Annotated in this window: 14 protein-coding genes and 2 pseudogenes; 7 read left to right on the top strand and 9 right to left on the bottom strand. The window is 65.3% G+C overall.

The window, feature by feature from the left end:
- Positions 1-28: 28 nt before the first annotated feature.
- Positions 29-790 (top strand): hypothetical protein, encoded by a 762-nt coding sequence (locus ACNANG_RS09125; RefSeq protein ID WP_420226928.1) that lies wholly within the window; start codon positions 29-31, stop codon positions 788-790.
- Between the two features lie 190 nt (positions 791-980).
- Here ACNANG_RS09125 and ACNANG_RS09120 read toward each other — a convergent pair whose 3' ends face one another.
- The 9 genes and pseudogenes from ACNANG_RS09120 to ACNANG_RS09080 all read right to left on the bottom strand — a co-directional run bounded on the left by ACNANG_RS09120 (position 981) and on the right by ACNANG_RS09080 (position 10,613).
- Positions 981-1,799, bottom strand: a complete 819-nt coding sequence (locus ACNANG_RS09120) for an ABC transporter ATP-binding protein (RefSeq protein WP_420226927.1) — start codon at positions 1,797-1,799, stop codon at positions 981-983.
- Positions 1,800-1,813: 14 nt separating this feature from the next.
- Positions 1,814-2,659, bottom strand: coding sequence for an ABC transporter ATP-binding protein (locus ACNANG_RS09115; RefSeq protein WP_420226926.1), 846 nt, complete (start codon positions 2,657-2,659; stop codon positions 1,814-1,816).
- Positions 2,656-3,576: a branched-chain amino acid ABC transporter permease gene (locus ACNANG_RS09110; RefSeq protein WP_420227493.1), complete on the bottom strand. Its 921-nt coding sequence runs from the start codon at positions 3,574-3,576 to the stop codon at positions 2,656-2,658. The genes ACNANG_RS09115 and ACNANG_RS09110 overlap by 4 nt, the downstream gene beginning before the upstream one ends.
- Before the next feature lie 130 nt (positions 3,577-3,706).
- On the bottom strand, positions 3,707-4,588 hold the full coding sequence (locus ACNANG_RS09105) for a branched-chain amino acid ABC transporter permease (RefSeq protein ID WP_179588943.1): 882 nt from the start codon (positions 4,586-4,588) through the stop codon (positions 3,707-3,709).
- Positions 4,589-4,718: 130 nt separating this feature from the next.
- The gene (locus ACNANG_RS09100) at positions 4,719-5,888 is read right to left on the bottom strand and encodes an ABC transporter substrate-binding protein (RefSeq protein ID WP_420226925.1); all 1,170 of its coding nucleotides are present in this window, start codon (positions 5,886-5,888) and stop codon (positions 4,719-4,721) included.
- A 21-nt stretch (positions 5,889-5,909) separates the two neighbouring features.
- Entirely contained in the window at positions 5,910-6,722 is an 813-nt protein-coding gene (locus ACNANG_RS09095) for an alpha/beta fold hydrolase (RefSeq protein ID WP_420226924.1), read from the bottom strand.
- On the bottom strand, positions 6,719-8,329 hold the full coding sequence (locus ACNANG_RS09090; RefSeq protein WP_420226923.1) for a benzoate-CoA ligase family protein: 1,611 nt from the start codon (positions 8,327-8,329) through the stop codon (positions 6,719-6,721). Before ACNANG_RS09090 ends, ACNANG_RS09095 begins: the two co-directional genes overlap by 4 nt.
- Positions 8,330-8,403: 74 nt before the next feature.
- Positions 8,404-10,038: a 3,4-dehydroadipyl-CoA semialdehyde dehydrogenase gene (locus ACNANG_RS09085; RefSeq protein WP_420226922.1), complete on the bottom strand. Its 1,635-nt coding sequence runs from the start codon at positions 10,036-10,038 to the stop codon at positions 8,404-8,406.
- Between the two features lie 108 nt (positions 10,039-10,146).
- Positions 10,147-10,613: pseudogene (locus ACNANG_RS09080) on the bottom strand (DUF4863 family protein).
- A 136-nt stretch (positions 10,614-10,749) separates the two neighbouring features.
- On the opposite strand from ACNANG_RS09080, the gene ACNANG_RS09075 reads away from it, so the two are divergent.
- The 6 genes and pseudogenes from ACNANG_RS09075 to ACNANG_RS09050 all read left to right on the top strand — a co-directional run.
- The gene (locus tag ACNANG_RS09075; RefSeq protein ID WP_420226921.1) at positions 10,750-11,673 is read left to right on the top strand and encodes a helix-turn-helix transcriptional regulator; all 924 of its coding nucleotides are present in this window, start codon (positions 10,750-10,752) and stop codon (positions 11,671-11,673) included.
- A 118-nt stretch (positions 11,674-11,791) separates the two neighbouring features.
- On the top strand, positions 11,792-13,456 hold the full coding sequence (gene boxC / locus ACNANG_RS09070) for a 2,3-epoxybenzoyl-CoA dihydrolase (protein WP_420226920.1): 1,665 nt from the start codon (positions 11,792-11,794) through the stop codon (positions 13,454-13,456).
- A gap of 32 nt (positions 13,457-13,488) precedes the next feature.
- Positions 13,489-14,916: a benzoyl-CoA 2,3-epoxidase subunit BoxB gene (boxB, locus tag ACNANG_RS09065; RefSeq protein ID WP_420226919.1), complete on the top strand. Its 1,428-nt coding sequence runs from the start codon at positions 13,489-13,491 to the stop codon at positions 14,914-14,916.
- 125 nt (positions 14,917-15,041) lie between these two features.
- The gene (gene boxA / locus ACNANG_RS09060) at positions 15,042-16,310 is read left to right on the top strand and encodes a benzoyl-CoA 2,3-epoxidase subunit BoxA (RefSeq protein ID WP_420226918.1); all 1,269 of its coding nucleotides are present in this window, start codon (positions 15,042-15,044) and stop codon (positions 16,308-16,310) included.
- A 155-nt stretch (positions 16,311-16,465) separates the two neighbouring features.
- Positions 16,466-17,263, top strand: a complete 798-nt coding sequence (locus ACNANG_RS09055; RefSeq protein ID WP_420226917.1) for an enoyl-CoA hydratase-related protein — start codon at positions 16,466-16,468, stop codon at positions 17,261-17,263.
- A pseudogene (locus tag ACNANG_RS09050) lies at positions 17,260-17,997 on the top strand (enoyl-CoA hydratase/isomerase family protein); the annotation flags it as partial. The gene ACNANG_RS09055 and the pseudogene ACNANG_RS09050, both read left to right, overlap by 4 nt.
- Between the last annotated feature and the right edge of the window lie 75 nt (positions 17,998-18,072).

The raw sequence follows: 18,072 nt of genomic DNA, 5'->3' as shown, positions 1-18,072 counted from the left end.
CCCTGCAGGATCTGACAGGAGCGTCATCATGACAAATGCTTCAAGGGCTGTGACCGGACTGCGGTTGTCGATGCGGGTAGCGGTGCGGGCGTCGATACGGGCGGCGGTGACCGTGGCAGCAGCGGCAGTGTATTCGGCAGCCTATGCGGCTCCGGCCGGGGCGGCCGACGCGACGCTGATCAATGCAGCCGATGGCGCAAGCTTCACGGTAGGCGGCACGCCGTATCAGGTGGTGACGCGCGCGCGGGCCGAGCATGGCAGTGCGGATCCGGCGGCGCGGGCGGCTGCGGGCTCGGCGGCGGGTTCGGAAGCAGGGAATGCGGCAGCCGTGACGGTGGGGACGATCGGCGATTACACGATTACCTTGCCAGCGACAGGATCGAGTACCGCGACAGGCGCGGCGGCGGCATCAGCCAGCGGATCAGGCGTCGGATCGACTGCCGCCGCGAGCGGCGCGATAGCACCGCAATCCGCGCCGGCCTCCTCCGCGACTTCCGACTATCTCGTCGCCGTGAACCGGCGCACCGGAAGTCCGGTGCTGGTCTCGAATCATCTGAAACTGTTCGGCGTGTCGACCGCGCAGGCGGCATCGGTGGCAAGCAGCACCGGGGGCGCGGTGGACAGCCTGATCACCGCGGCGTCGATGGCGATGCTGGTCTATCCAAGCCCTGCGGCGGCGCTGGCGGCCAAGACGGCGATCGAGTCGCAGCAGGGCAGTGGGCAAGGTGGCGGGCAAGCCGCCATCCGCGTCGAGCCGGAAGTGATCCAGGCGTTCAAGACGCCGCGGTGATGCCACCCGAGGTGGTATCTGGCGTCGGATCCACAATACCCGCTGGAGGACGCCAGATCAGCGGTACCTGATGCTCGAGATCCCGCCCGTGACGACTCGGTGCGCGCACGTCAGGGCATAGGATCAGGGCCGCCTGCGCACTGGATCTTCACGTATTGGGCAGGCCTTTGGTGCCCCGACGAAGACGCCATTACACCCCCAGATACCGCGTCAGCACATCCGGCTGCGATGCGATCGATCGCGAGTCGCCCTGGAACACCCACTGACCTTTCTCCATCACCACGCAACGATCCGTGTGTTCGAGCACGCTTCGATAGTTGCGATCCACAATCAATGACGAAATGCCGGTCTTGCGGATCTCGCCGATGATGCGCCAGATGTCGGCCACGATCAGCGGCGCCAGGCCTTCGGTGGCTTCATCGAGAATGATCAGGTCGGGATTGGTCATCAATGCCCGCCCGATCGCCAGCATTTGCTGCTCGCCGCCCGACAGCTGGTTGCCGCCATTGCCAAGCCGCTCGCTCAGGCGCGGAAAGACCTGCAGCACACGATCGTAAGTCCAGGCGCGTTGGCCGTTGACGCCAGCGCGGGCGGCGACCAGCAGGTTTTCGCGCACGCTCAGGTTCGGGAAGATGCCGCGGCCCTCGGGCACATAGGCGATGCCTTGCTGCGCGATGCCGTAAGGCGGGGTGCGGGTGCAGTCGCGTGCCCTGATGTGCACCTTGCCTTCCGTGGCGCGCAGGTGGCCCATCAGCGTGCGGATCAGGGTGGTCTTGCCCATGCCGTTGCGGCCAAGCAGGCCGATGGATTCACCGGGTGCGATCGTCAGGTCGATGCCGCGCAGCACGTGGCTGGCGCCGTAGTGCACGTGCAGATTGTCGGCCTGGATCAGCGGGGCGGCGGCAGCGGTGGCTGCTGCCGGCCCTTGGGCGGATCCGCGAACCGCGGGGCTGCCAGTGTCCAGGCCGGTTCTGGCGGAGATGATCGGTGCTGGCGCGGGAGCTGTCATTGTCGCTGTCATGGTCAGTGCACTGAAGGTTGATGGATGGGCGCGGCATGACCGACGGCAAATGAAGGCGCGGATGGGGAAGGGGCAGCACCTGAAGCAGCACCCGCCTCGGCATGCGTTTCGCCCAGATATGCCGTCTGCACCAGCGGATCGGCGCGAATCGCTTCGGGCGCGCCCTTGGCGATTACGCTGCCGTTCACCATCACCGTAATGACGTCCGATACGCGGAACACGGCGTCCATGTCGTGCTCGACCAGCAGGATGGCGTGATCGGTTTTCAGGGTATGCAGCAGCGCCAGCATGCGTTCGGTTTCTTCGGCTCCCATGCCGGCCAGGGGCTCGTCCAGCAGCAACACCTTGGGCCGCAGCGCCAGGCACATGGCGATTTCCAGCTGCCGTTTCTGACCGTGGGACAGCAGTCCGGCAGGGCGGTCGGCCACGGTGTCCAGGCCGGCCAGACGCAGGGCATCGGCCGCGATCGCCGACGAATCCGGACAGGTCGACGCGCGCGACCACCAGTTCCAGAAGCGCTGATACCCGCCCTGCGCCGACAGCCGCGCGTTCTCGAACACGCTGAACTGCGGAAAGATGGTGGTGCGTTGGTAGCTGCGGCCCAGGCCCGCGCGGGCGCGGTCGGGCTGGGTGGCGCGGGTGACGTCGCGGCCGCCCAGGTGGATGGTGCCCGACGTGGGCGCGATCTCGCCCGACAGCACGTGCACCAGGGTCGATTTGCCCGCGCCGTTGGTGCCGATGACGGCATGGACCTGTCCGCGTTGCAGGGTCAGCGACACGTCATTCACGGCCGTCAGGCCGCCGAAGCGGCGCGTGATGTTGTCGGCCTGGACAAGAATGTCAGTCATGCTCGGGTCCCCTTGTTGAAGCGTGCGCCGAGCTGCGCCGGCAGGCCGATCACACCCTTCGGCAGCAGCGCGACCAGCACGATGATGGCCAGGCCAAGGCTCAGGTTCCAGTGGCTGGCAAAGTCACCGAAGATCTCCTGCGACTGGAAGATTTCCTGCAGCATCGTGAAGATGAAGGCCCCCAGCACCGCGCCCCGCAGGCTGCCCATGCCGCCCAGGATGATCATCAGCAGCACGGCGCCCGACTGGTGCCACGACAGGAATTCCGGATTCACGAAGCCGTCTTTCAGCGCGAACAGAAAGCCTGCCAGGCCGGCCAGGGTGCCCGAGATCACGAAGGCGGTCAGCTTGTACGGAAAGGTCGAAAAGCCTGCCGCGCGCATGCGCTGTTCATTGACGCGGATGCCGGCCAGGGCGCGGCCGAAGCGCGAATTGAGCAGCATGGCCAGGAAGGCGTAGGTCAGCACCAGGGCGCCCAGCACGAAGTAGTAGAAGGTGCTGGCGTCTTCCAGGCTGAAGGGCGACCATCCCCCGAATTCGACCAGCGGCTTGAAGTACAGGTAGATGCCATCGCTGCCGCGGCCGATCTTGGTGTCGTGGAAGACGAAGTAGGCCATCTGCGAAAAGGCCAGCGTCACCATGATGAAGTAGATGCCTTTGGTGCGCAGCGACAGCGCGCCGGTCACCAGGGCGTATAGGGCCGTTGCAAGCAAGGCGGCCGGCAGCAGGAAGAACAGCGACACCGGACCCGCCTGCGGCGTCAGCAGCGCGGCGGTGTAGGCCGCAATGCCAAAGAACGCGGCGTGGCCGAAGCACACCAGTCCGGTCTGGCCCACCAGCAGTTCCAGGCTGAGCGCGAACACTGCGTAGATCATGATCTTGATGACGAGACCGGTGTAATAGCTGTCGCCGAACATCGGGAAGACGGCCAGCAGCACCAGGGCCGCGACCAGCGGCACGGCCCGGGCCAGCGAGCCGCCGTGGCTTTGCGGCAGGCCCGCCGGCACGGCCGCGGGCAAGGCATGGGTAGTTGCGTTTTGCATGGAATCAGCCTTGCTTGAACAAGCCTTCGGGTTTGTACAGAAGAATGGCGGCCATGAGCACATACACCGCCACGCCGGCCGCTTCCGCGAACAGCACCTTGCCGAAGGTATCGACGAAGCCCACCAGAAGCGCGGCCAGGAACGCGCCGCGGATCGACCCGATGCCGCCGATGACCACCACCACGAAGCAGATGATCAGCACATGGTTGCCCATGCCCGGGTACACCGACGACATGGGCGCGGCCAGCATGCCGGCCAGCGCCGCGAGCACCACGCCCACCGCGAACACGATGCGGTACAGGCGCTTGATGTTGATGCCCAGCGACGTGATCATTTCGCGGTTGCTGGCGCCGGCCCGCACCATCATGCCGAGCCGCGTGCGGCCGATCAGGAAGTACAGCAGCAGCGCCACGCCGATACAGACGGCCGAGATGAAGAGCCGGTACACCGGATAGGTCATGACGTCGCCCAGCTGGACCGTGCCGGCCAGCCAGTCGGGCACCTTGACGCCGTGCACGTCATTGCCGACCAGGATGCTGCGCAGTTCTTCGAATACCAGGATCAGGCCGTAGGTCATGAGCACCTGCTGCAGGTGATCCCGGTCGTACAGATAGCTGAAGAAGGCCCACTCGAGCAGATAGCCGAGCACCGCCGACAGCAGCAGGCCGAACACCAGCGTCGTGAAGAAGCCGCCGCCCACCACGCCCTGGACGAGCGGGGACAGCGCGAACGCCATGTAGGCGCCAATCATGTAGAAACTGCCGTGCGCGAGATTGATGACGCCCATGACGCCGAAGATCAGCGTCAGCCCACTGGCGACCAGGAACAGCAGCAGTCCGTATTGGACGGCATTCAGACACTGGATCAGAAAGATCGATACATCCATGGTGAGTCCATTGCACGGGCGCGCGAACGCAGCCCTGGCTGTCGGGCCCGGCCCGCGCCGCCACGCATTACGTCACGCGGCGGCGCAGGCCAGGTCTGGCACATCGTGCTGCAGGGATCGTGCGACAGGATCAGAGGCGGCAGCCGCGGCCCGGATCGGCCAGTCCCTTGACCGCGACGCTCACCAGCTTGTTTTCCATGCCGTCGACCTGGCGCAGGTACATGTCCTGCACCGGGTTGCCGGCCTTGGACAGGCTGAACGGGCCACGCGGGCTGTCGATCTTGGCCACGCGGATCGCCGAGCGCAGGTCGGCCTTCTTGGTGAAGTCACCCTTCACGGCCTTCAGGCCGGCGCCATACATCTGTGCCGCGTCATAGCCCTGCACCGCATACACATCAGGCTGCATCTTGAAGGACTTGGCATAGGCCGTGCGGAACGACGTGTCGCGCGGGGTGTTCAGGCCATCGGCATAGTGCAGCGTGGTGAACAGGCCTTGCGCCGTGGCGCCCTGGGCCTGCAGCGTGCCGTCGGTCAGGAAGCCCGCGCCGTACAGCGTGGACGTCTTGCCCAGACCGCTGGCCGCGTAGTCCTGCACGAACTTGACGGCGCCGCCGCCTGCAAAGAACACATAGACCGCGTCAGGTTTGAGCGATGCGATTTCGGTCAGCAGCGACTGGAATTCCACGTTGGGGAAAGGCACGTTCAGGTCCTTCAGCACCTTGCCGCCGCCTTTCTCGAAGCCTTCCTTGAAGCCGCCGATGGACTCATCGCCGGCCGCGTATTTCCAGGTCACCGTCACGGCGGTCTTCTTGCCCTTTTCGGCGGCGACCTTGCCCATGGCAAAGCCCGGCTGCCAGTTCGAGAACGAGCTGCGGAACACGCCCGGTCCGCACATCGGGCCGGTGATCGCATCGGCGCCGGCATTCGGCACGATCAGCGTGACGTCGTTGTCCTTGGCGGCTTTGGTCAGCGCCATGGCCACGCCGGAGTGCACGGTGCCGACCAGCAGGTCGACCTTGTCGCGCTTGATCAGGCGGTCGGCATTGGCCGTGGCCTTGGCCGGATCCGATTCGTCGTCCACCTTGAAGTACTGGACTTCGCGGCCCGACAGCTTGCCGCCTTGTTCTTCGACATACAGCTTGAAGCCGTTTTCGATCGCCGTGCCAAGGGCGGCGTAGGTGCCGCTATAGGGCAGCATGAAGCCGACCTTGATCTTTTCCTGGGCCTCGGCGCCCGCTGCGATCAGGCCGAGGGTGGCGCAGGCGGTGGCCTGCAGTACTTTGTTGCGCAACGAAGTCATGGTGTGTCTCCTGGGTGACTTTTATGTGTGCTGCAGTTGGGCTTGTAGAAAACCCTTGAGTTGTTTTGCCAGCTCGACAGGCTGATCTTTGTGGGGAGAATGCCGGCAATCGTCAAGGATCGCCAGTAGGGTTTGCGGGGTACGCCGACGGATGATGCGCACCTGGTCGAGGGTGCCGTATTCATCATCGACCCCTTGCACCGCCATCACGGGGCAGGTGATGCGCGGCAACAGGCTTTCAATGTTCCAGGCGCGAAAGGCTGGCGACAGCCACACGTCGTTCCAGCCCCAGAACGCCGAGTCGGGCGACGCGTGATAACGGGCCAGACGCCGGGGCAGGTCGGTGTTCAGGTACGCTTCGCGGGCCGCGGCGATGCTCTGGATCGACACATCTTCGACCATCACATGCGGCGCTAGCACGATCAGTGACGACAGCGAATCCGGATACAGCGCCGCGTAGATCAGACCGATCGATGCACCATCGCTATGGCCCAGGATCACCGGCCGGTCGCGCTTCGCGTCAATGCCTACGCCGCGCAATACGGCGGGCAGGGCGTCACGCGCCTGCTCGAACAGGAACTCTGGCGTCCAGCGTTCCGCATCGGGGCGCGGTGTCGACTTGCCGTAGCCATAGCGAGAGAACACCAGGCCGCGCATGCCCAGCGCACTGCACACTTCCGACGGCCAGTCCTTCCACATCGATACCGAGCCCAGGCCTTCATGCAGGAACACGATGACCGGCGCATTGGCGCGCTCGCCATGGACCCACCGGTATTCGATGCGATAGTCGCGATCGCCATGGCGGATGTCGACGAACGATGAGGGCGCGCTCACGCCGCGGCTCCCGGTTGGGCAAGCGCTTCCTGCGCCTGGCGCAGCTTGAAGCGCTGGATCTTGCCGGTGGCGGTCTTGGGCAGGTCGTCCACGAATTCGATGTAGCGGGGGTATTTGAATGGCGCCAGGTGCGCCTTCACGAATTGCTTGAGCGTTTCCTGCATGGCCACCGACGGCTCATTGCCCTGGCACAGCACCACATACGCCTTGGTCTTGACGAGGCCATCGCTGTCGGTCAGCCCGACCACCGCGGCTTCGAGCACGGCGGGATGTTGCGACAGCACGTTCTCGACTTCGACGGGCGACACATACAGGCCGCTGACCTTCAGCATGTCGTCGCTGCGGCCGGCATAGGTGTAGTAGCCGTCGGCGTCGCGCTGGTATTTATCCCCGCTTTTCAACCAGTCACCCAGGAACGTCTGGCGGGTCTTTTCGCGGTTGTTCCAGTACATGACGGCGGCGCTCGGTCCGCGGATGTACAGGTCGCCGATTTCGCCGTCGGCAACCGGCTTGCCGTTCTCGTCGCGCAGTTCGACCTCGTAGCCCTGCACCGGCAGGCCGGTGGTGCCGTAGCGCACCTTGCCGCTGTGGTTGGACAGGAAGATGTGCAGCATTTCGGTGGAACCGATGCCGTCCAGGATCTCGCAGCCGAAGTGCTGGGTGAAACGATCGCCAATGTCTTGCGGCAGGGCTTCACCGGCCGAGGCACAGACACGCAGGGCGACGTCATTGCGGGCGGGAATCGTGGGATGCGCAAGCATGCTGGCGTACAGCGTCGGCACGCCGAAAAAGATCGTGGGCTGATGCTCGACGATGCGCGCGTAGGTTGCCGCGGGCGTGGGACGTTCGGCCATCAGCACCGACGTGGCGCCGACCGACAGCGGAAAGGTCAGGCCATTGCCCAAGCCATACGCAAAGAACAGCTTGGCGGCCGAGAAGGTAATGTCCTTGTCGTTGATGCCGAGCACGGGCTTGGCATAGAGTTCGGCGGTGTACCAAAGGTTGCAGTGGCTGTGCACCACGCCTTTGGGACGGCCCGTGGAACCCGATGAATACAGCCAGAACGCGATTTCGTCGGCCAGCGTGCGCGCGGCTTGCGCGCGGGGCGCCGCGGCGGCCAGGCAGGCTTCGAATTCGTGCACGGCACCCGCAACGACATTGACGTCGCCCGCCGGCTGGGACACCACGATGTGCTCGACCTGATTCGGGCCCGACGCCATTGCCTGCCTGAGCGTATCCAGCAGCGCGCCCGACACGAACGCGGCGCGCGACCGGCTGTGCGCCAGGATGTAGGCATAGTCGTCGGCGGTCAGCAGGGTGTTGACGGCCACCGGCACCACGCCCGCATACAACGCGCCCAGGAACACCACGGGCCAGTCGATGGTGTCGTGCATCAGCAGCAGCACCCGTTCTTCGCGGCGTACGCCCAGGTCGCGCAGCACGCCAGCGAACGTGCGAATGCGATCGGCCAGCTGGCCGTACGTCAGCCGGCGGGTGTCGTCGATGAACGCCAGCTTGTCGCCGCGCCCCGCATTCAGGTCCAACAGATAGCTCGCGAAGTTCAGGTCGCTGCTGGGTGGGGTGATCGTCACGATGGTCTCCTGCATGGCGCGTGGGCGGCTCTGGCGGCTGGCTTCGCGCGTGGGATCGGTAGTTGATAGTCGGGTAGGCGGCTCGTGGTTCAGTTGCGGCCGGAGGCGGGCGATGGCGCCGCCGATGCCTGGGCGCCAGCCGCAGCCCCCGCCTCAGAAGTGGCAGCCGCAGCCGCCACCGGGAACAGCGCGGCCACCACGTCCGGTGACGCCTGGATCGCGGCGCGGCGCTGGTACAGCCCCAACGCGCGCAGCCCTCCCAGCTCTTCGCCGCCGCCTGCGCGGCCGGGGCCGCCATGCAGCGACTGCGGCATGACGTTGCCATGGCCGGTCTGCACCTTGGCGACGTCGGGCGTGATCACGTGCACGCGGCCATGGCTGTCGGCCAGGTCCAGCGCGGTGGCTGCCAGGTACGCAGCGTCGGCGCTGTACAGCGACGCCACCAGGGACCCGTGGCCGCGGCGCGCCAGGTCATTGGCGTGCGCGGCATCGCGGTACGGCATCAAGGTGGCCACCGGGCCGAACACTTCCAGTTCATGCACCACAGTGTTTGCATCGGCATTGCGCGTGCCGAACAGGTGCGGCGCAACGCAGGCGGCCACGGCCGGATCGGCATCGACCAGGGTCACACCCTTGCCGTCGAACAGCGTGTCGCACACGCCGCCCAGTTCGCGCAGGCCGGCCTGCACCGTGTCATATTGAGGGCGGCCGACCAGCGATCCCATGCGCACGGATTCATTGCGCGGATTGCCGACCGTGGTCTTGGCCAGTCTGGCGGCGATGGCTTGCGCGGTATCGTCATACCAGGCCTGGGGCACCAGGATGCGGCGGATGGCCGTGCATTTCTGGCCGGACTTCACGGTCATTTCGCGGACCACTTCGCGGATCAGCGCGTCGAAGGCTTCGGTGCCCGGCGCCGCGTCGGGTCCCAGAATGGCACTGTTCAAACTATCCGTTTCCGCGTTCAGGCGGACCGAACGATCGGCAAACGCCGCATGGCGGCGCAGCACCGACGCCGTGTCCGCCGACCCGGTGAACGACACCACATCGAAGGGCGCCAGGGGGTCGAGCAGGCCATCGGAACTGCCGCACACGATAGACAGTGCGCCTTCGGGCAGCACCTTGGCCTCCAGGATGTCCTTGACCATCTGATGCGTGAGCCAGGCCGTGGCCGTGGCCGGCTTGACTACGACCGGCACGCCCGCGAGCAGGGCCGGGGCGGCCTTTTCCAGGAAGCCCCAGCTTGGGAAATTGAAGGCATTGATCAACAGCGCCAGACCGCGCGTGGGCACCATGACGTGCTGCGACTGGAAGGCCTTGTCTTTGGCGAGCGACACCGCATCGCCATCGGCGCGGGCGCCGTGCTGGCCTAACGCCGCACCGGCCTTGGCGTAATAGTTCAGCGTATAGAGCCCGCCGTCGATGTCCACGGCCGAATCATTCCTGACCGTGCCCGAGTTCCGCATCGAAATGTCGTAGTACGTGTCGCGGTGCTGTTGCAGCACTGCGGCCATGTCGGCCAGCAGCCCGGCGCGCTGCGCGTGGGTCAGGGCGCGCAAGGCGGCGCCGCCGGTCTCGCGGGCATAGCGGTACGCCGCGGGCAGGTCGATGCCGGCCGACGACACGCGGGCGAGTTCCGTGCCCAGTACGGCGTCGCGCAGTGCAATGCCGTCTCCGTGACCGGCGATCCACTGTCCGCCAACATGGTTTTTCAAGAGATCCACAGGCTTCCTTTATCGGGCAGGCATGGCGTGCAGCGCCGGCCTGCCTTGTCGCTGGCGCCGTGGCCGCACGCGCGCAAGCGGGCGTGCGGCCTGCGGCAACGGTACTCATCAGTTTCGGGTGAATTCGATCGCGCCTTGCGGCAGCAGATACAGCACCAGGGCGCGGCCCTGGCTGACCGTGGGGCGGTGGGCGCTGCCGGGGGATAGACACACCAGCCGGCGTGGCGTCCGTCGAAGCGGGCGTCGTCGTCGATCGGCATGATCAGGTCGATTTCGCCGTTCGGGTGCACATGGTGGGGACCGGCAATGTCATGCATGTCGACCACATCCACCGAAAAGCCGTGCAGGTCGTCATCGGCCTTGAAGATGCGGCCGTAGCGGATGCCGCCGTGTTCGCGGTCGGCCAGCCACCCTTCTTCCACGCCGCGTCGACAGGCTTGCGTAAGATGACGGTAGGTGTCGCTTTGCGCGCCGTGCTCCGCATTCAGCCACGTATCCAGCGACGCATCGATGGAACGGCCGGCCAGCTGGGACGTCACGTTCTGGATCAAGGTCCGAAATTCCTGCTGCGACATGCGTGTCTCCCTTATAAGCTGCAAGGGCGTCGCTTGTTGGTCGATGCCTTATGCAGTATCTTGCTGGTGACTGCAAGGTAGCGTCGAGCGAAATGAGTGTCAAGCAGTATAATGCATATATGGTGATTTCCCTGACATGTTGAACGCCAACCCTTCCGGCTCCGATTCGCCCTTGTCTGTCGTTCCGTCCGAAAAGAATCCGTTGCTCGAAGCGCTGGGCGAGCGCGTGCGTACGCTGCGCGCCCGGCGCGGCCTGACCCGCAAGGCCGTGGCGGTGTCGGCCGACGTGTCCGAGCGCCATCTGGCCAACCTGGAATACGGCACGGGCAATGCGTCCATCCTGGTGCTGCAGCAGGTCGCGGGGGCGCTCCAGTGCTCCATGTCGGAGCTGCTGGGCGACGTCACGACCAGTTCTCCCGAATGGCTGTTGATCCGTGAAATGCTGGAAAACCGCAGCGAGGCCGAGCTGCGGCGCGTGCGCATCGGCATCTCGGAATTGCTGGGCGCGGGCACGCAAGACGACGCCCGTCACCGGCGCATCGCCCTGGTCGGTTTGCGCGGCGCGGGCAAGTCCACGCTGGGGCAGATGCTGGCCAATGACCTGGACGTGCCCTTCGTGGAGCTGAGCCGCGAGATAGAAAAGTTTGCTGGCTGCAGCATTCGCGAGATCCATGACCTGTATGGCACCAATGCCTATCGCCGCTACGAGCGCCGGGCGCTGGAAGAAACCATACAGATCCATGCCGACGTGGTGATCGCCACGCCGGGCGGCATCGTGTCCGACGCGGCCACCTTCAATCAGCTGCTGACCCATTGCACCACCGTCTGGCTGCAGGCCGCGCCCGAAGAACATATGGGACGCGTCACGGCGCAGGGCGACACCCGCCCCATGGCTGCCAGTACCGAGGCCATGGAAGACCTCCGCCGCATTCTGAACGGCCGGTCCGCTTTCTATTCCAAGGCCGACATGACCGTGGACACCACCGGCCAGACGCTGGAGCAGTCGTTCGCGGCGCTGCGTGGTCTGGTGCGGCAGGCGGAAGGGGCGGCCTCCAGGTAATCCCCAGCATGCAATAAAAAGCATCGCGTCGCGGTTGACAGTGGCAGTTTAGTGCAATATTCTGCAGGCATTCGTACACAAGAAATGCATTATATTTCCACTGCCTGTCGGAGACCGTATGACCACCACCGCAGCCCCGCGCGTCGATTACCGCACCGAACCGTCCAAGTATCGTCACTGGACGCTTTCCACCGAGGGCTCGGTGGCTCGCCTGTCACTCGACATTGCCGAAGATGGCGGCATCCGCCCCGGCTACAAGCTCAAGCTGAACAGCTACGACCTGGGCGTCGACATCGAACTGCACGACGCATTGAATCGCGTGCGCTTCGAACATCCGGAAGTCCGCACCGTGGTCGTCACCAGCGGCAAGGACCGGATCTTCTGTTCCGGCGCCAACATTTTCATGTTGGGGGTTTCCAGCCATGCGTGGAAGGTCAACTTCTGCAAATTCACCAATGAAACCCGCAACGGGATCGAGGACTCGTCCCGTCATTCCGGCCTGAAATTCCTGGCCGCCGTGAACGGCGCCTGCGCCGGTGGCGGGTATGAATTGGCCCTGGCTTGCGACGACATCGTGCTGGTGGACGACCGTTCGTCGGCCGTGTCGCTGCCCGAAGTGCCGCTGCTGGGCGTGCTGCCGGGCACCGGCGGGCTGACCCGCGTGACCGACAAGCGCCACGTGCGCCACGATCTGGCGGATATCTTCTGCACCAGCGTGGAAGGCGTGCGCGGACAGAAGGCGGTGGACTGGCGTCTGGTCGATGCCGTGGCCAAGCCTGCCCAGTTCGCGGCTACCGTGCAGGAACGCGCCGCCAGGCTGGCGGAAGGCAGCACGCGTCCGGCCGATGCCAAAGGCATCGCCTTGCCGCGTATCGACCGGGAAGACACCGAGAACGGCGTGAACTACGAACACGTGACGGTCTCGATCGATCGCGCCAAGCGCTGCGCCACGTTCACGATCAAGGCGCCCACGACCGCCACGCCGACCGACATCGCCGGCATCGAAGCGCAGGGCGCCGACTGGTGGCCGCTGGCCATGGCCCGTCAACTGGATGACGCCATCCTGGTGATGCGCACCAATGAACTGGACGTGGGCACCTGGCTGCTCAAGACCGCGGGCGATGCCGACGCCGTGCTGGCGTCCGACGCCACGCTGCTGGCCCACAAGGACCACTGGCTGGTCAACGAGACGATCGGCCTGCTGCGCCGCACGCTGGCCCGTCTGGATGTGTCGTCGCGCAGCTTGTTCGCGCTGATCGAACCGGGGTCGTGCTTCGTCGGCACGCTGGCCGAAGTGGCTTTTGCCGCTGACCGCGCCTACATGCTGGCGCTGCCCGACGAACCCGAGCGTGCGCCCCGGATTGCCGTGAACGAAATGAACTTTGGTTATTTCTCGATGGTGAACGACCAGAGCCGCCTGCAGCGCCGCTTCTATGAAGAGACGTCGCCGATGGAAGCGGTGCGTGACGCGGCGGGCAGGCCGCTGGACGCCGACCAGGCGCTGGCCCTGGGCCTGGTGACCGCCGCTCCCGATGACATCGACTGGGATGACGAAATCCGCATCGCGATCGAAGAGCGCGCGGCGATGTCGCCCGATGCCCTGACCGGCCTCGAAGCCAACCTGCGGTTCTCGAGCAACGAGAACATGGTCACGCGCATTTTCGGGCGGCTGACCGCCTGGCAGAACTGGATTTTCAACCGGCCCAACGCTGTAGGAGAAAAAGGTGCGCTGAAGAATTACGGCACCGGCGAAAAGGCTGCCTTCGACCTGAACCGGGTCTGACCGTCAACATTCACGCATCCAAGGAATCCGACATGTCTTCCATCAACTACAGCGAACGCATCCCCAACAACGTCAACCTGGCCGAGGACCGCACGCTGCAGCGCGCACTGGAGCAGTGGCAGCCCAACTTCATCAACTGGTGGGATGACGTGGGTCCGGAAGGATCGACCAACCACGAGGTGTATCTGCGTACCGCGGTCAGCGTGGATCCGCAAGGCTGGGCCCAGTTCGGCCACGTCAAGATGCGCGACTACCGCTGGGGCATTTTCCTGAACCCCGGCGACGCCAACCGCGAAGTGCACTTCGGCGATCACAAGGGCGAGAAAGTCTGGCAGGACGTACCTGGGGAACATCGCGCCAACCTGCGCCGCATCATCGTCACGCAGGGCGACACCGAACCCGCATCGGTCGAACAGCAGCGGCACCTGGGCCTGACCGCGCCGTCGATGTATGACTTGCGCAACCTGTTCCAGATCAATGTGGAAGAAGGCCGCCACCTGTGGGCCATGGTCTATCTGCTGCACAAGCACTTTGGCCGTGATGGCCGCGAGGAAGCCGATGCGCTGCTGCAGCGCACGTCGGGCGACGTGGACAATCCCCGTATCCTGGGCGCGTTCAATGAAAAGACGCCGGACTGGCTGGCCTTCTTCATGTTCACCTACTTTACCGATCGCGATGGCAAGTTCCAGCTGTCGGCCCTGGCTGAAAGCGCCTTCGATCCGCTGGCGCGCACGACCAAGTTCATGCTGACCGAAGAAGCGCACCACATGTTCGTGGGGGAAAGCGGGATCTCGCGCACCATTTCGCGCACCTGCCAGGTCATGAATGAACTGAAGACGGACGACGTGGAAAAGATCCGCGCCGCCGGCGTGATCGACCTGCCGACCATCCAGCGCTACCTGAATTTCCATTACAGCGTCACCATCGATCTGTTCGGCGCCGACCAGTCCAGCAACGCCGCCAGCTTCTACAGCAGCGGCCTGAAAGGGCGCTACGAAGAAGGCAAGCGTACTGACGATCACGTCCTCAAGGGCCAGACCTACAAGGTGCTGGAAGTCCAGAACGGCCAACTGGTCGAAAAGGACGCCCCGATGTTGAACGCGCTCAATGAAGTGCTGCGAGATGACTTCATCAAGGATTCGATTGCTGGCGTGAACCGCTGGAACAAGGTCATCAAAAAGGCCGGGCTGCCCATGCGCCTGACGGTGCCGCACAAGGCCTTCAATCGCCAGATCGGCGCCCTGGCCGGGATCCGCATGTCGCCCGAGGGCAAGGTCGTCAGCGCCGCCGAATGGGAAGGCCGCAAGGACGAATGGCTGCCGACGGCCGACGACCGCGCCTTCGTGGCGTCGTTGATGGGCCGCGTGACCGACGCCGGCAAATTCGCCAACTGGATTGCGCCGCCGGTCATGGGCATCAATCGCCAGCCGGTGGATTTCGAATACGTGCGCTTCGGCTGATGCGGACGGCGTCGCGCGGGCGACACCCGCCGGCCCCATAAGCCCGACGCGATGCAAGCCCGCGCAGGCCCGCCCTGGCGGGCTTATGTACGCAGGGACCGCCCTGCAGCAAGAAAGGAGACGACATGGACATGGCTACCGATGTGACGATCATCAAGCAGCATCTGATCGACCCCGAGATCTGCATCCGGTGCAACACCTGTGAGGCGACCTGCCCGGTCAACGCCATCACGCATGATGACAACAACTACGTGGTCCGCGCCGACGTCTGCAATGGCTGTATGGCCTGCATCTCGCCGTGCCCGACGGGCTCGATCGACAACTGGCGCACCATGCCGGTCGCCAAGGCCTATTCGATCGAAGAACAGTTGACCTGGGAAGTGCTGCCGGCGGAACTGACGCCCGAGCAGATGGAAGTGGATGCGGCCGACATTGACGTGGCGCCGTCCTTCGGCGCCGCGACCGCGCCGGTCGCGCCCGCGGGCGAGGACGTGTTCAATTCAGCCTCGTTCGGCGCCACGACGCCGCCCTGGTCGGCGGCCAAGGCCTTCACGAATCTGTATGGCCCCAAGAACGCGACGACCGCCACGGTCGTTGGCAATTACAACTGTACCGATGCCGGCTTCGACAGCGAAACCCATCATGTCGTGCTCGATTTAGGGGCGATGCCTTTTCCGGTGCTGGAAGGGCAGTCCATCGGCATCATTCCGCCCGGGACCGATGCGAACGGCAAGGCGCACATGCCGCGCCAGTATTCGGTGGCCAGCCCGCGCAATGGCGAACGTCCCAATTACAACAACGTCGCGCTGACCGTGAAGCGCGTGACGGTGGACCACGCGGGCAATCCGGTGCGCGGCGTGGCGTCGAACTATGTGTGCGATCTGAAGGTGGGCGACAAGGTCCAGGTGGTGGGACCATTCGGCCATTCCTTCCTGATGCCCAACCACCCCAAGTCGCACATCGTGATGATCTGCACCGGCACCGGCAGCGCCCCCATGCGCGCCATGACCGAGTGGCGCCGCCGCCTGCGGGCCAGCGGCAAGTTCGAAGGCGGCAAGCTGATGCTGTTCTTTGGCGCGCGCACCCAGCAGGAACTGCCGTATTTCGGGCCGCTGCAGAACCTGCCCAAGGATTTCATCGACGTCAACCTGGCGTTTTCGCGCGCGCCCAACCAGCCCAAACGGTATGTGCAGGATCTGATGCGCGAGCGCGCGGCCGACCTGGCGCAGTTGCTGCAGGACGGCGCCACGCACATCTATGTGTGCGGACTGAAGAGCATGGAAGAGGGCGTGGTGCTGACGCTGCGCGACATCGTGCGCGAAGCGGGCATGGACTGGGACAGCGTGGCGGGGGCGCTCAAGCGGGAAGGGCGGCTGCACCTGGAAACGTATTGATGCGGGGAGTGCCGGCGTCGCGCAAGAGCGATGCGTGATGCTGGCGAATGCAACGGAAAGCTGCAACCGATACCTGTGGCTAATGCGTGCGGTCCATCGCGTGTGACCGATACGTGCGCCAGGTGATCGGAACGACAACAAGGGAGACACCCGACATGAAGACCTTGGCCGTGACGTACGGCGCAGCGGGCGTAACCACGGTGGAGATGGCGCGCCCCGAGGTGCACAACGCCTTTGACGAAACCATGATCGCGGAACTGACCGAGGTGTTCACCGCACTCGGCCAGGACCCGGCCGTGCGCGTGATCGTGCTGGCAGGGCAGGGCAAGGCCTTTTCAGCCGGCGCCGACCTGCAGTGGATGAAACGCGCCAGCGTGGCCAGCGAAGCCGACAATCTGGAAGACGCCCGGCGCTTTGCCGCCATGCTGCAGCGGATCGATGCCTGCCCCAAGCCGACGATTGCACGGGTGCATGGCGTGGCGCTCGGGGGCGGCGTGGGCCTGATCTGCGCCTGCGATATGGCGGTGGCCAGCGACGACGCGGCCTTTGCCGCGAGCGAGGCGCGCTTCGGCATCCTGCCGTCGGTGATCGGTCCTTACCTGACGAATGCGGTGGGGCGCCGCCATGCGCGCCGCCTGGCCCTGCTGGCCAGCCGCATCGGCGCGGCCGAAGCGCAGCGCATCGGCATGATCGACGAAGTCGTGCCGCGGGATGGGCTGGATGCCGCCGTGCAGACGCGGATCGATGAACTGCTGCGTAATGGCCCGGATTCCCTGGCCGAGATCAAGGCCTTGTTCAGCCAGTTGCCGGTGGGCGAGGTGACCGAGGCGACACGCGAACTGACGGCTCGAACCATCGCTCGCGTGCGCATGACGGATGAAGCCCGCGAAGGCTTTGCGGCCTTTCTTGGCAAACGACCGGCCGCGTGGATCGCCGGCAAGGATGGGGCATGACGCGCGCACTGCTTGTGGATACCAACGACTTTGCCGTCGAGATTGGTGATGACGGCGTGGCCGAGATCGTGCTGGGGCAGGCAGGCACGATGCCCACCACCGATGCACGCGGCCATGGCGCCCTGGCCGCCGTCTGGCCGCGGCTGGAGGCGCAGGCCGACGTGCGCGCCGTGCTGGTCCGCAGCGCGGGCAAGGGTTTCTGCGCCGGCGGGCACATGGACCTGGTCAACGACATGCTGGATCACGAATCGGCCCGCCTGCGCGTGATGCGCGAGGCCCGGGCGCTGGTGCAGGGCATGGTCGAATGCGAACTGCCCATCGTGTCCGCCATCAACGGCGCGGCCGTGGGGGCGGGTGCCGCCGTGGCGCTGCTGGCCGATGTGTCGATCGCGGGCGAATCCGCCAAGGTCATCGATGGACACGTAAAGATAGGCGTTGCCGCGGGCGACCATGCAGCGCTGATCTGGCCGCTGCTGTGCGGGATGGCCAAGGCCAAGTACTACCTGCTGACGAACGAGCCGCTCACTGGCATCGAGGCCGAGCGCATCGGCCTGGTCAGCCGCGTCGTGGCCGACGATCGCTTGCTGGACACCGCAAGACAGGTCGCGCGCCAGTTGGCCGCGGGCAGCCCCCGTGCCATCGCCGCGACCAAGCGCAGCCTGAACCACTGGCTGCGCGCCGCGTGGCCTGCGTTCGAACATTCGCTCAGTGCCGAGATCGCCGGCTTCGCGGGAGCGGATGCGCGCGAGGGATTGGCGGCGATGGCCGAGCGGCGTGCGCCGGTGTTTGCGCCGCGGAGCGATGTGCCT

The organism is Pigmentiphaga litoralis, assembly GCF_048632615.1.
In the GTDB taxonomy this organism is placed as follows: domain Bacteria; phylum Pseudomonadota; class Gammaproteobacteria; order Burkholderiales; family Burkholderiaceae_B; genus Pigmentiphaga; species Pigmentiphaga litoralis_B.
This window is presented reverse-complemented; position numbering and strand designations above follow the sequence as displayed.